Annotated in this window: 10 protein-coding genes and 1 CRISPR repeat array (1 of these 11 only partly in view); of the genes, 3 read left to right on the forward strand and 7 right to left on the reverse strand. The window is 42.6% G+C overall.

All coding sequences use genetic code 11. The features are described from left to right. Positions 1–251: a CRISPR direct-repeat array (repeat unit 37 nt; unit sequence ATTGCAATTTCACTTAATCCCTATTAGGGATTGAAAC) (it extends 1,818 nt beyond the left edge of the window). Positions 252–753: 502 nt separating this feature from the next. The 7 genes from HG267_RS04455 to HG267_RS04485 form a co-directional block, all read right to left on the reverse strand. Beyond that, the gene (locus HG267_RS04455; RefSeq protein WP_045870410.1) at positions 754–2,370 is read right to left on the reverse strand and encodes an iron uptake porin; all 1,617 of its coding nucleotides are present in this window, start codon (positions 2,368–2,370) and stop codon (positions 754–756) included. Positions 2,371–2,780: 410 nt separating this feature from the next. Continuing rightward, entirely contained in the window at positions 2,781–3,779 is a 999-nt protein-coding gene (locus HG267_RS04460) for an ABC transporter permease subunit (protein ID WP_045870411.1), read from the reverse strand. After that, positions 3,776–5,326: a sugar ABC transporter ATP-binding protein gene (locus HG267_RS04465; RefSeq protein ID WP_045870412.1), complete on the reverse strand. Its 1,551-nt coding sequence runs from the start codon at positions 5,324–5,326 to the stop codon at positions 3,776–3,778. Before HG267_RS04465 ends, HG267_RS04460 begins: the two co-directional genes overlap by 4 nt. Positions 5,327–5,463: 137 nt before the next feature. After that, the gene (locus tag HG267_RS04470; protein WP_045870413.1) at positions 5,464–6,456 is read right to left on the reverse strand and encodes an ABC transporter substrate-binding protein; all 993 of its coding nucleotides are present in this window, start codon (positions 6,454–6,456) and stop codon (positions 5,464–5,466) included. Positions 6,457–6,723: 267 nt separating this feature from the next. Further along, positions 6,724–7,707 carry an ABC transporter substrate-binding protein gene (locus tag HG267_RS04475; RefSeq protein WP_045870415.1) on the reverse strand — a complete coding sequence of 328 codons (984 nt, stop codon included), beginning with the start codon at positions 7,705–7,707 and terminating at the stop codon, positions 6,724–6,726. An 859-nt stretch (positions 7,708–8,566) separates the two neighbouring features. Next, positions 8,567–9,460 (reverse strand): inositol oxygenase family protein, encoded by an 894-nt coding sequence (locus HG267_RS04480; protein WP_045870416.1) that lies wholly within the window; start codon positions 9,458–9,460, stop codon positions 8,567–8,569. Positions 9,461–9,716: 256 nt separating this feature from the next. Further along, positions 9,717–10,202: a gluconokinase gene (locus tag HG267_RS04485; RefSeq protein ID WP_194007809.1), complete on the reverse strand. Its 486-nt coding sequence runs from the start codon at positions 10,200–10,202 to the stop codon at positions 9,717–9,719. Between the two features lie 75 nt (positions 10,203–10,277). Here HG267_RS04485 and HG267_RS04490 point away from each other — a divergent pair, with 75 nt between their 5' ends. The 3 genes from HG267_RS04490 to HG267_RS04500 all read left to right on the forward strand — a co-directional run bounded on the left by HG267_RS04490 (position 10,278) and on the right by HG267_RS04500 (position 14,026). Further along, the gene (locus HG267_RS04490) at positions 10,278–11,303 is read left to right on the forward strand and encodes a LacI family DNA-binding transcriptional regulator (protein WP_045870417.1); all 1,026 of its coding nucleotides are present in this window, start codon (positions 10,278–10,280) and stop codon (positions 11,301–11,303) included. A gap of 287 nt (positions 11,304–11,590) precedes the next feature. Further along, on the forward strand, positions 11,591–13,015 hold the full coding sequence (gene uxaC / locus HG267_RS04495) for a glucuronate isomerase (RefSeq protein ID WP_045870418.1): 1,425 nt from the start codon (positions 11,591–11,593) through the stop codon (positions 13,013–13,015). 174 nt (positions 13,016–13,189) lie between these two features. Continuing rightward, entirely contained in the window at positions 13,190–14,026 is an 837-nt protein-coding gene (locus tag HG267_RS04500) for an SDR family oxidoreductase (protein WP_045870419.1), read from the forward strand. The last annotated feature ends 60 nt before the right edge of the window (positions 14,027–14,086 follow it).

Raw genomic sequence — 14,086 nt, forward strand, 5'->3', positions numbered from 1 at the left:
CAATTTCACTTAATCCCTATTAGGGATTGAAACGATGACATCCCCTGTGAGCTTGACTTAAGTAACTGAATTGCAATTTCACTTAATCCCTATTAGGGATTGAAACGTATCTGACACATCCTTCGATAGACCCCTCCAATAAATTGCAATTTCACTTAATCCCTATTAGGGATTGAAACATGAGATTGCCCGAATCCCTTTGCACACATAGCAAGTTGAAATTTCACTTAATCCCTATTAGGAATTAAGAGTGTATCGAGCAAAGTAAAAATCAAATAATTGTAGGGTCTATTAGGTGCTGATTTGCAAGATGATTTGTCACGGAATAACTATCCTAGCGCCTAACGCACCATTCACGCGGCGGTGCGTTACGGGTAAATTTCATTATCTCTGTGTCCCAAATCCTTTCATAGCCGTAACACAACGCCACTTGCTATAACGCGGGAAACCCGCGCAACGCAGTGCATTGGTGTCAACTTAAGCTAAAAGCGATATAGGGCGGGCGTTGTACAAATACCTCGCGCCCTCATCCCCTAACCCCTTCTCCCGCAGGAGAAGGGGAACTAAATCTCTTGCTCCCCTCACCCTGTGGGAGAGGGGCTGGGGGTGAGGGCGAAACCTTGCACAAGAGCGGGTTTCACGTTAAGTTGACACAGGTGACCCCTACTCGGCTGACTCCATAGCAGATGTTTTTGACAAAATACTTGCGTTGTTAAACAAAGTGCTTGTCTTGTGTATACGCCACTATACAAACTAAAAATCAAAGGTTGTCCGTAATACTCCAACATATTGGGTATTATTGCTGCTATTGTTTTCTGGGTTGAGAATTACCCAAAAGCCGGGGGTAACGGAGATATTATCGTTGAGCCGCATACGATAAAAGGCTTCGATGTGGTAAGCATGGTCACCTTCTTGACGAACATCGCTGCTGGTAACGTGAGGTGGGATACCAAATAATATTCCTGGGAGATTACCTCTACCGCCGAAATCAGGGAAGGATAAGCCAATTGCGCCAAACCAAGCATTAGCATTAGCACCATTGTTAACTAATAATGTATCTCTGCCACCCCTACCATCAGGGATATTACTTAAACCAGAATTTTCCGCACTAGCCCAGATATACCCACCCCAAGCATGAACTTGGAAGTTTTGCGAAAAGCGATAGAATCCTTGTGCGCCTACTATATTATTGGATGTTGCGATGGTGTCTCCAAAAGGCGAAATTGCTAGGTTACTACCTGCTCCACCTGTAAGATTAACTTGTCCGCCGGGACTATAACCATGAGAATAGGCAATCCCAATTGACCCTTGTTTGCCGTTGAAAACCAGGTGTGCTAAAGCATTATAACCGCCATTAAATATGCCATTACCTGATGATGGATTTTCGGGGGAACCTGCAAGATAGCCTAAAGTCAAAATTACATCTGGGGTGATAAACCAGTTAACCGCTGCACCGCCACCACCTCGCCTAAATAACGGACTATATTGTCCAAACAGTGAGGGAACGCCGTTACCGTCATCTGCAATTACAGCAGGGGTCACGGTTGATGTAATATCAGTGTAGCCAATACCTACAGGCCCCACCACAAAAGCAAGAGCATCGCTGACGGGGAAGTAGTAACGGATATGAGGAATAGATAGGGTATTGTTACTATTGGTGTCAAAGTTCAACCGCGTCATGCCTGTACCTGTCAGGGAAGCTATCTGACTAGTATTATTAGAATTTAAGAAGTTGCCAAACTCCAGCCGGACTCGCAACAAGTCTTTCCCTGTAAAGCTGCTTTCTAAATTCAGACGACCTCTATCGGCAAAGTAGGTATTGGAGCGATCGCGATCGCCTCCGACACTGTTACCAAAGGTATCGCTAACAGCAGTAATAATTTGAGCATTTAATTTAGTAGTGGTGGAAAACTGTTGTGCTTCTAGGGTTGCTTCCCGCGCTTCTAATACATCAACTCGCCCACGCAGAGTTACTAATTCTGCGGAAAACTCTTGTTGTAAATTTTGCAACACTGCTAAGTCTTCTTTTCTGACTAAATCAGTGGTCGCAGTCGCAATTAATTCATTAATTCGGGTTAAGCAAGCATTTAAACCAGCTGCAAATTCATAACGAGTAAGGGCGCGGTTACCACGATAAGTTGAATCAGGATAACCTGCAATACAGCCGTAGCGTTCAACTAATGATTGTAATGCTTGAAATGCCCAATCGGTAGGGTTGATATCTGAAAGCTGGGAAACAGAGGTTACTTGGTCTTGCAAAGTAACAGAGTTAACATCTGCGTTGGGAAAATTATCGTTTGCAGGTATCGCCCAGGCTGCGGGGCAGATTAAGAATAATAGGGGGAAAGTACATAATAAGTTTTTTAGCATGGTTTTAAAAAGGATATCTGCAATAGTTGGTAATTCGTAATTCGTAGTTCGTAATTCAAGCTAACTCAGCAATTATTATTAGTGGCACAACATTGTTGTGCCCTTATTTTATGGTTAAATCGCGTTAATTTTGAGGAGTAAAAAACGAACCGCAAAGGCACGAAGTACACAAAGGAAGAAAGAAAAGAAGAGATGTAGGTTGGGTTAAGCGCAGCGCAACCCAACATGAATATTGAAAGCTTATCCGATATTTTGGTGTTGGGTTTCCTTACGTCAACCCAACCTACTAATCTTGTGGGGTGGGCATCTTGCCCGCCCAATATATGCAAGTTAAATGTGGAACAGCTTACTACCGAGAATGAAATAAACCAATTACGAATTACGAATTACGAATTACGAATTAGTAATTATTACCGTTTGGATCTTCTGCGGAGTCGGTCAATCATTACTGCGACAATAATCACTAAACCTTTAACAACAAGTTGCCAAAAGTAAGACATATTCAACAATGTTAAACCATTGTTGAGTACAGCAATAATTAATGCACCGAGAAGAGTTCCGCCAATAGTACCGATACCACCTGTAAAGCTAGTACCACCTAAAATTACAGCCGCGATCGCATCTAGTTCGTAACCTTGACCTAATAAGCCTGTAGCACTGTAAAGACGGCTGGCACTCATGATTCCGGCTAAACCTGCTAATAGTCCACTCACGCCATAAACAAATAGTAAGACGCGATTGACTTTAATTCCGGTTAGTCTTGCTGCTCTTTCGTTACCACCTACTGCGTAAATTTGCACACCTAATACTGTTTGCCGCAGAATAAACCAACTAGCTGCTACAGTTAGCAAGGCAATGATGACTAGCCAGGGAATAGGGCCTAAATAGCTATTACCTACCCAAGCAAAATTTAGGTCAGGGTTAATAACAGTTGTACCATTAGCTACCAAGTAAGCAGCACCACGTAAGGCTGTGAGTGAACCCAAGGTGACAATAAATGGAGGTACATCCAAAAAGGTGATTAGCGCACCGTTGACTAAGCCTAAAAGCAATCCTGTTAATAATGCCGCAGGTACAGCCGCCCAACCTAACGCCGGGAGTAGGGAAACTAACACCGCAACGACCGCAGAAACAGCCAAGATGGAACCGACGGAAAGGTCAATACCACCTGTAAGAATGACAAAGGTCATGCCAGTTGCCAGCACAATGTTAATTGATGCTTGGCGCAGGATATTAACGGCGTTACCAGCTGTGGCAAAGTTGGGAGTGAGCAGGGCAAATAAGATACAAATCAGGATCAGGATGGGGAGAATCCCTGCTACCTGCAGAAAGTTGTTGAGTGATTGACGCTGGCGGGATTTGTTTTGACTTCCGGAACGATTTTGGGTAGGTCTTAAAGTTTGACTCATGATGCTAATACCTCTGCTGCTCCTGTGGCATAGTGCATAATGTTTTCTTGGGAGATTTCTTTACCTGGGCTACCGTCAAGTTCACCAACTAACTGCCCTTCTCGCATAACTAAAACGCGATCGCTCATGCCCACAACCTCGGGTAATTCGCTGGAAACCATTAAAATAGCGATACCTTGGGCTGCAAGTTCGCTCATAATCCGGTAGATTTCGCTTTTGGCACCAATATCTACACCGCGTGTCGGTTCATCCAACATCAATACTTTGGGCTTAATCGCTAGCCAACGCGCTAGTAAAAGTTTCTGCTGGTTCCCACCGGAAAGATCCACGGCGCGAATTTCTAAATTCGCTAGCCGGATTTGAAAGTTTTCGACTGCATCTGTGGCAATTTTATTCACTGAACCCCAGTTAACTATGCCAGCGTTAGCATCTTGCTTGAGGCGATTCAGGGCAATATTTTTGCGGGAACTCATTTCTAAAAATAAACCCTGGTCTTTGCGGTCTTCGGGAACGTAACCAATTCCTGCAGTAATAGCATCACTAGGGCTATTAATTTCGAGTTTTTTGCCATCAAGGAAGACTTCTCCAGTGGCTTTGCGATCAGCGCCAAAAATTAGCCGGGATACTTCTGTGCGTCCAGCACCAACTAGCCCAGCTAAACCAACAATTTCGCCAGCATGAATTTGTAAACTAGCGGGTTTAACCTTGCGTCCATCGCTGATATTTCTGACTTCCAGCACTACCGGGCCGACTTGGGTTTGGCGTTGGTGTTCGTAAAAATCCTGCATAGGACGACCAACCATCATCTGCACCAAGCGTTGCGGCGAAATTTCTTCCCTTGTCAAACTGCCAATATATTGCCCATCACGCAGTACACTAATACGGTCAGCTAAAGCATAGATTTCTTCCATGCGGTGACTGATATAGATAATGGCAATGCCATCATTGCGGAGTTTGCGAATTACCTCAAATAAACGTTCCGTTTCCCGGTCTGATAAGGCGGCTGTGGGTTCATCCATTACCAAAACGCGGCTATTATCTTTTAGCGCCCTGGCAATTTCTACCTGTTGTTGTTCCGCAATTGAGAGCGTACCGACTATAGTATTGGGTGAAAAACTAGCGCCCAAACTTTGCAGTACTTGCGTTGCTTCCCGTTCCATACCTGGGCGGTCTAAAAACTGACCTTTTTGCAACTCGCTACCCATAAACATATTTTCGGTAACGGTTAAATTGGGTGCAACGTTCAGTTCTTGATAGATGAGATTAATACCCGCCTGTCGCGCTGTCCCTGGATCGGTAATTTTTATCGGTTTACCATTGATGTGAATCTCCCCTTCATCGGCTATGTAAGCCCCAGCCAGAATTTTCATCAATGTACTTTTCCCTGCACCGTTCTCCCCCATCAGGGCGTGAACTTCTCCCGGATAAATTGTGAGATTAACATTTTGGAGAGCAGGTACACCATGAAATCGTTTTGTTATTCCTTGCATTTCCAACACCGGGGTGGTGGTTGGTGCATTGGGTATTCTTTGGAAATCGGTTGTCATAAATTATTTTGGGGATTGGGGACTGGGAAAGGGGGAATGGGGAATGGGGAATGGGGAATGGGGATAAATAACTTTTGACTTTTGACTTTTGACTTTTGACTTTTGACTCTTGACTCAGCACTCAGCACTCATCAGACTCACCACCCTGGGAAGGTGCTGACGTTGTCTTGAGTAATTAACTTCACAGGAATAAGAATGTTAGGATTGCTCGGTTTTTTACCCTGTAAAATGTCATTGCCCACTTGAACAGCTTTTTGCGTCATTCCTCTGGGGTTTTGGGTGGCTGTGGCTGCATAAAGACTTTTTTTGGATGCGATCGCATTAATTGCTTCTGGCGCACCATCAACCCCGACGATGAAAAATTCTTTGCGTTTAGCTTGGTTAGCTGCTAAGTCTACACCTACGCCACTGGGGTCGTTAATGGCAAAGACTGCATCTATTTTGGGGAAGGTAACTAGTAAATCACTCATGACTCTCAATCCCCCATCTCTGCTACCTTCGGCGTTCTGGTTTTTTGAAAGGATTTTAATATTGGGATATTTAGCTAAGGTATTTTCGCAACCATTGACTCGCTGAATTACTGAAGTAACTGGCGGGCCGTTGACGATGACGACATTACCTTTACCTTTTAGGCGATCGGCAATATACTGGCAAGCAACTTCTCCAGCTTGCAAATTATTGGTGGTAACAGTGGCATCAACTTGAGCGTCAACTGCTGTATCTACCGCAATTACAACTGTACCTGCTTGTCTTGCTTTATCAACTGCAGGTCTAATACCTTTACTATCAGCCGCATTCAAGACGATTAAGTCAGTATTTGCAGCCACGAAATTTTCAATTTGGTTAAATTGCTGGTTGAGGTCATAACCGCTAGAAACTACAGTCACTCTGACATCATTACCGCCAATTTTCTTGGCTTCGCTTTCAGCACCTTTACCCATCAGCACAAAGAACGGGTTACTTAAATCGCCAACGGTAACACCAACAGCTTTTAATTTTCCCTGATGATTGCCGTTAGCACCTATAGCATTTGTGCTATTCCGAGAAATATTAGGACTAATACAGCCACTAAGGGTTGTGCTAACGATACCTAATAGACTGGCTACTATTGCAATCCTATTTACGTTCATTTAGACTCCTCATAAAATTCAACTTAGCTCCTAAACTCTTTCCCTTGTCCCCCAGGTTGGTTAAAAATTTTTCGTCATAATTTGGGTGTGGGAAAGACGCGATAATTTTTGGTGTTGGGGAGACGCGATAATTTTGGTGTTGCGGGGGGAAGACGCGATCAATCGCGTCTCTACAAGATTTAAATGTCAATCGATGTTGTCTTATCTCCCTTATCTCCCTTATCCCCCTCATCCCCCTCATCTCCCTCATCTCCCTCATCCCCCTCATCACCACCCTTGGTAACTGCTAATGTTCTCTTGCGTTACCAGCTTGACTGGAATCAAAATATTGGGATTACTCGGTCTTTTGCCCTGTAGGATGTCGTTACCAACATCCACAGCTTTTGCAGCCATCCCGACTGGATCTTGAGCTGCAGTTGCTGCAAATAAGCTATCTTTGGTGGTCATGGCTTTGACTGCATCCGGGCCACCGTCAACCCCAACGATAAAAAATTCTTTGCGCCTAGCTTGTCTCGCTGCTAAGTCTGCGCCAACGCCACTTTGATCGTTGGTAGCGAAAACTGCATCTATTTTGGGGAAGGTTGTTAGTAAATCGCTCATGACTCGTAATCCTCCGTCCCGGCTTCCTTCAGCGTTTTGGTCTTTGGAAAGGATTTTGATATTAGGATATTTAGCTAATGCCTTTTGGCAACCATTCACGCGCTGAATGACTGAATCCATCGGTATACTGTTGAGGATGACGACGTTGCCTTTACCTTGCAAGCGATCGCCAATATATTGACAAGCAATTTCTCCAGCTTGCAGATTATTAGAACTAATTGTGGCATCTACCTTAGCATCAACAGCCGCATCTACAGCTATGACTGTCTTTCCGGCTCGTCTAGCATTATCAATAGCAGGTTTAATCCCTTTATTATCTACCGCACTGAGAATAATTAAGTCAGCATCAGCAGCCACGAAATTTTCAATTTGGTTAAATTGCTGATTTAAATCAAAGCCGCTGGAAACTATACTCAATTTCAGATTGTTACCAGCTATTTTCCTAGCTTGGGACTCAGAACCCTTAGCCATAGCCACAAAGAAGGGATTTCCCAAATCGCCCAGACTGACACCAAGCGATCGCAATGGGGAATTTTGCTGGCCCTGATTTTGGGCGATCGCGTTTGTGCTGTAGCGCGAGACGTTGGTACAAGCTGCCAAAGTACTGCTGATTAGGCTGATGATACTAGCTGCGGTCGCAATTCTCCTCATAATTCATCTATCCAAATATGGATTTCAACCTATATCTGCAATGTCATTGCAATTTGAACTAGGACTGAAAACTTCAGACCTAATTAAGTGACGCTGCTAGCTTTTAGCTGCTCAATTGCTATCAAATCTCTGAGCTACTACTATTAGCGCTACTCATACCAATTCTGGAAAATTTGTCACTAGATTTTCAGCTAGAAGCTGGGAATAAATCTGAATGACTCAATTCTGAACTAGCATTAATGATTTTTTGAATGTTAAAAGTTGCTGGCTGCAATACATCAAATTTTTACATTATGGTTTTGTAAAAGCTGTTTGAATGTACTGGTATAAATTACTTTTTCTTTGGTTAATCTTGCTTGTAGCGGCAGACACTTTTTATCTAAAACTACTTTTTCTAAAGTCGTAAAACTCTAGCGTTTTCCTATCTCTAGAGAAGTATTTCTGAGAAATTAGCCGCTTTTAGCTCATATCCAAATTTAACCAAATTCACTGCTATTTCTGAAAATCAATACATAAAATTTAACACTCTCTAGGAACTAATATTTAATGTCAAATTTCAGGTTTTTCAGAGTAGGCTATTGTGAATTTTTATGGCAATCTAGCAAACCACCTGTTACCCATGAAACCTATAACAGCACCATACATAAAAATTCTAGGAAATTATTTTTCAATCTGTCTCAAGTATGCTATTCTCAGGAACTTTTTTTGAGATTATTCTGGACGTTACATAATACAAAACGGTATGTTTTTCATCTATCTAACGTCAGAATCAGGGAGTAAAAACTGCGATTTTTAGATGATGGCTTTACGGGGATAGCAGCAGGTTTCCCAAATCCTGAGCTTGGCAATCAACCTATGCTTAGAATTTTAAAGTAGCAGGTAAATACTTAGTCACTAAATCTTCATAATATGGTCTGAGTTCTTGCCAATTTGGCGGATTGGGGTTTTTGGAATACAAATCATAAGGATTGAATAATTTTACCCACTTGAACATTTCGCGATCGCGCTGATTCATTAAATGTTCGTAGGCATTTTCTCGATGTTGTGGATAAAAGGAGTGATAACGCAGAATATACAAAGCGGGTTCAGGTAAATAGGGTTTCATCATCTGATAAAAATATTCATCATGACCCCATGACATCTGGACATTACTTAATCCACAATTCGGCTCATAAATACCATACTTGGTGTTATATTTCGGGTTATTGTAATCAGGATTTTCTTGAAAGAATTCCGCGAAGACAATTTTCTCGGAGAATGCACAACCCACAGGATAAGTATCGCCTACAGTCGCCCATTGGGGTTCGCCAAATAAACACAGCACCTTCCCCATATCGTGAAAGAAGCCAGTTAATACCATCCAATCAGGATGTCCATCAGCACGAATAGCTTCTGATGTTTGCAATAAGTGCTGTAACTGATCTAAATCTGTATCTGGATCGGAATCATCAACCAATTGATTTAAAAATTCCACCGCATCCCAAACCGTCATTTCTCGCTGATTAAACTGCAAAAACTCTGCCTTTTTCTCAAGCACAAAGTTGTATGTTTGGTTAACATGATTTAAGCGATAAAACTCTTTAACTGAATCTCTATTAGTTGTTTGATAATTTCTGTATTCTGCAGTTGTTTTACCCGCTTTAACTATGCTTTCCGGATTGGGATAGCGATTCAGTACATCTTCTTCCCATTCTTCTAGAGAATCCAAGGGATTATTTTCCACTTGATTCATAATATTGAGTGTCTGAGACATATTATTTGAGGAGTTACGCCAGTTTCTTACAACGGTAGTTTAGGTAAGTTATGCACACGTGTGCATAACCTGATGCTTTTATAATTGCACACGTGTGCATAAAATATATATTAAGTTTATTTACAACAAATTTTCGAGCCTAGAAAAAGTTTTCTATCAACAGCTAGCCGAGTTTTTGTTAACGTAGACACATAGGGATAATCGTTAGACATCCCTTGGTAAGACAGTCACTACCAATCTCCCCATTCCCTGTTCCCTAAACCCCCAAAGCTGTTCTAATATTGTGCACAATTACTTGCGGTGACTCTGCAACATCCATACATAAGGCATCTAATGGTTCTTCGAGAGTATGAAATTGGCTATCCAATAGAGTTGCACTCATATAATGATTTTGGCGCTCTTGCAAGCGCTTTTGGATTAACTCATAAGACCCTTTGAGGTAAACTATTTTTACGAGGTTGCTATCTACCAACAAAACTTGACGATAGCTATCTTTTAACGCTGAACAAGCTAAGACCACATTTTGATTGTTTTGTAGCCAGGTTTTAATAGCTGTTTGCAAATCTTGCAACCAAGGTTTTCTGTCAGCTTCCGTTAAGGGGATACCACTCCGCATTTTTGCTACATTCTCTGGGGAATGAAAACTGTCAGCATCGCTAAATGTCCAGCTTAAAACTTCTGCTAGCAGCTTTCCGATGGTAGTCTTACCAGAACCAGAAACACCCATTACCAGAATGATCATTTGACAAATATCTCGATATTCCTAATAATTAACATTATGATGCACACGTGTGCATAAATTATATTAAAATTATAAATGAGCAAAAGAAAAATCTCCATAGAAGATATTGCTCGGAAAGCAGGTGTTTCGCATACCACGGTGTCACGTGCTTTGCGAGATAGTTCTTTAATTAGCGCCAAAGTACGAGAAGAAATTAAACAACTAGCGCGAGAAATGGGCTATGTTCCCAATGGGATTGCTCAAAGCTTACAAACTCAAAGAACTAATACCATTGGGGTAGTAGTCACTTCCATTGCAGATCCTTTTTTTGCGGAGGTTATAGAAGGAATAGAACAAATAGCTAAATCTTCAGGTTTAAGTGTATTGTTAAGTACTTCCCACCGAAATGTTGAGCAAGAAATAGCAGCGATTGATAACTTTTATCGTCGCCGAGTAGACGGTATTTTAGTAGCGGATTCCCGAATTACTACCAACCATAGCCAGCAAATAGGGACAATAGCTGCACCCACAGTTTTTATTAATAGCCAAACTGCTAACCAACCCCAATCCTTTCACTCAGTCAGAATAGATGATTACTTAGGTGCTAGGTTAGCTGTACAGCATTTAGTCAGTTTAGGACATACTTCTATAGGGTACTTGGGTGTAGGCGATCGCAGTTTATCAAATCAGTTACGCCAAGAAGGTTATCAAACGGTTCTAAGTGAAGCTAATCTACCACAGATAGATGATTGGATAGCAATTAGAGAAGAAGATCATACCAGAACCAGTGATGTTGTCACCGGACAACAGATGTTACCTCAGTTAGTCAAAGCTGGTGTAACAAGCATCTTTTGTTACAACGATATGGTAGCAGTAGGCGCGCTTTTAGCTTGTAAAAAATTAGGTATTTCCGTACCTCTAGATTTAAGTTTAGTAGGATTTGACGGTATTGCTTTAGGGGGTTATATTACTCCACCACTAACAACAATTCGCCAGCCAATGTTAGAAATTGGTCGTGTTGCCATGCAAATGTTACTTGATTTATTGCAGGATAAAACTGTAGAAAATCGGATTTTATCGCCTTATTTAATTGAACGAGGAAGTACGGCGAGGCGAGGTTAGGGGAATGGGGAACTCGGGGCCCCCTTTGGGGATAAGGGGTAATGGGGAATGGGGAATGGGGAATGAGGAATGAGTGATTGGGAAATACTAGATATCTAATGATGCGTTACGCTATCGCTAACGCATCCTACTGGACTGACAAGCCTAAAATGTTGTCTTCTTTTTTCTCTGCTTCCTCTGCGCTTCTGCGGTTTATTAATGCACTATTTTAGCTTTACCACGCCACTACATGAACTAAATTACCAATTACCAATTACCAATCACCAAAATAAACTTTACTAAAAAATATGTTAACTAAAAAACGCAATTTATCAAGCGATCGCTGTTTTTCTCCAGAATCAGTACAAAGACAAATCGCGCGTCAATTTTTTGACAGCATCTCTACTCTACCCCTAGTCTGTCCGCATGGTCATGTAGAGCCAGCTTTATTAGCGAATCCCGCCGCCCGATTTGGTTCGCCAACGGAATTATTGATCATTCCTGACCACTATATTTTCCGAATGCTTTATAGTCGGGGCGTAGCTTTAGAAGCCCTCGGCATACCTACCAAAGATGGTACACCCATAGAAACTGACCATCGCCAAATTTGGCAGATATTTGCAGACCATTTTTATCTATTTCGCGGTACACCCTCTGGGTTATGGCTGAAAGATGAACTAATTAACGTCTTTGGTGTAGATGAGCCTTTAAATTCGCACAATGCTGGCAATATCTACGATTATCTCGAAAAGCAGTTAGCTTTACCGGAGTTTTCACCCCGGGCTTTATTTAAACGCTTCAATATAGAAGTGCTTTGTACCACCGATGCAGCTAGCGATAATTTAGAACACCATCAATCCTTACACCAAGAGGATTTTACCCAAATTAGACCGACTTTTCGACCAGATGCAGTTGTCAACCTAGACGTTCCTGGATGGCGGGAAAATCTTGCTCAGTTAGAAAGGGCTGTAGGTAGAGAAATTAGTACTTACGCTGCTTTTATCCAAGCTTTAGAAGAACGTCGGGCTTTCTTTAAAAAAATGGGTGCCACAGCTACTGACCACAGTGCTGCTACACCTTATACCGCACGCCTATCTGACCAAGAAGCCGAAGCTATCTTTGCCAGAGCCTTAAATAACAAGCTCAATCCCGGTGATGCAGAGCAGTTTACTGGTCATATGTTCATGGAAATGGCGCGGATGAGTGTGGAAGATGGTTTAGTTACGCAGATGCATTGCGGTATTATGCGTAACCATAACCCAGCTATCTTTGAGCGATTTGGGTCTGATAAAGGTGCAGATATACCTTTACAAATTGAGTGGACGCAAAATCTGCGTCCGTTGTTGAATGCTTATGGTAATAATCAAGACTTCCATTTAATTCTGTTTGGCTTGGATGAAAGCACATATAGCCGGGAGTTAGCGCCACTAGCTGGGCATTATCCGGCTGTATTGCTTGGGCCGCCCTGGTGGTTTCACGATAGCGTTAATGGTATGGAACGCTACTTCAATCAGGTGATGGAAACTGCGGGACTTTACAATACGGCTGGGTTTAACGATGATACACGCGCTTTCGTTTCTATTCCTGCCCGTCACGCTGTTTGGCGGCGTGTAGCTTGTAATTGGTTAGCAGGGTTGGTAGTACGGGGGTTAATTGAGGAAGAGGAAGGCTATGACATGGCTGTGGCTGTAGCTTATGACCTCGCGAAGAATGCTTATAAATTGGAGTGGTGAGTGCTGAGTGGTGAGTGCTGAGTCAAGAGAATACAGCTAGTGGTCTGTTCCATGAATTTTAAGGGGTAAGATAACGAACCGCATTCGACGTAGTCGTTCCCAGAGGGTAGATGCGACGTTCGCAAAGGTAAGAGTTTTGAGAGAGTTTTTGTGTAAGTCTCAGGGGAATTATTAATGCCGAATTTAATATTGGATAAACTTTTTAGCCTGCAAGGTCAGGTAGCAGTAATTACAGGTGGATCGGGTGTGTTGGGTGGTGCGATCGCACGCGGGTTGGGTTTGGCTGGGGCGCGGGTGGTGGTTCTGGGGCGCAATCAGACAAGGGCGGAGGCGGTAGTTAAGGATATTATCGCTAATGGTGGGGAAAGTTTGGCAGTGCTGGCAGATGTGAGCGATCGCACGCAATTAGAAATCGCCAGAGATGCGGTTTTAAAGGATTGGGGGCAAATAGATATTTTAATTAACGCCGCTGGTGGTAATGTCCCGGCTGCCACAATTACCCCTGATGCTACTTTCTTTGATATGCCACACGCAGCTTTTGAGCAGGTGGTAAGTCTGAATTTGGTGGGGACTTTATTACCTAGCCAAGTTTTTGGTGAAGCAATGGTAGAAAAACATCAGCCTCGGGGTTGTATTGTGAATATTTCTTCGATGTCTGCTATTCGTGTAATCAGTCAGGTGGTTGGTTACTCAGCAGCGAAAGCCGGGATAGATAACTTTACGCGCTGGCTAGCTGTAGAATTGGCACAAAAATATGGAGCCGGATTGCGGGTGAATGCGATCGCACCTGGTTTTTTTATAGGCGAACAAAATCGAGATTTACTGTTAAATCCTGATGGTAGTTTAAGCGATCGCGGACAAAAAATTATTGAACATACCCCAGCCGGACGTTTTGGCGAACCAGAAGAATTACTCAGTACAGTGATTTGGTTATGCAGCGCTGGTTCTAGTTTTATCAATGGCGTAGTTGTACCTGTAGACGGTGGTTTTAGCATCTACAGCGGCGTTTAAGGGATTTCCAAGAAATAAATTATTCCATCTTGTGGGGCGGGCATCTTGCCCGCCAAATAA

It is taken from the genome of Tolypothrix sp. PCC 7601 (genome assembly GCF_025677855.1).
GTDB classification, from domain to species: domain Bacteria; phylum Cyanobacteriota; class Cyanobacteriia; order Cyanobacteriales; family Nostocaceae; genus Aulosira; species Aulosira diplosiphon.

Excerpts from the sequence above, each read along its gene's own strand:
- HG267_RS04455 (WP_045870410.1), bottom strand. The coding sequence starts at position 2,370 with ATGCTAAAAAACTTATTATGTACTTTCCCCCTATTATTCTTAATCTGC.
- HG267_RS04460 (WP_045870411.1), bottom strand. The coding sequence starts at position 3,779 with ATGAGTCAAACTTTAAGACCTACCCAAAATCGTTCCGGAAGTCAAAAC.
- HG267_RS04465 (WP_045870412.1), bottom strand. The coding sequence starts at position 5,326 with ATGACAACCGATTTCCAAAGAATACCCAATGCACCAACCACCACCCCG.
- HG267_RS04470 (WP_045870413.1), bottom strand. The coding sequence starts at position 6,456 with ATGAACGTAAATAGGATTGCAATAGTAGCCAGTCTATTAGGTATCGTT.
- HG267_RS04475 (WP_045870415.1), bottom strand. The coding sequence starts at position 7,707 with ATGAGGAGAATTGCGACCGCAGCTAGTATCATCAGCCTAATCAGCAGT.
- HG267_RS04480 (WP_045870416.1), bottom strand. The coding sequence starts at position 9,460 with ATGTCTCAGACACTCAATATTATGAATCAAGTGGAAAATAATCCCTTG.
- HG267_RS04485 (WP_194007809.1), bottom strand. The coding sequence starts at position 10,202 with ATGATCATTCTGGTAATGGGTGTTTCTGGTTCTGGTAAGACTACCATC.
- HG267_RS04490 (WP_045870417.1), top strand. The coding sequence starts at position 10,278 with ATGAGCAAAAGAAAAATCTCCATAGAAGATATTGCTCGGAAAGCAGGT.
- uxaC (WP_045870418.1), top strand. The coding sequence starts at position 11,591 with ATGTTAACTAAAAAACGCAATTTATCAAGCGATCGCTGTTTTTCTCCA.
- HG267_RS04500 (WP_045870419.1), top strand. The coding sequence starts at position 13,190 with ATGCCGAATTTAATATTGGATAAACTTTTTAGCCTGCAAGGTCAGGTA.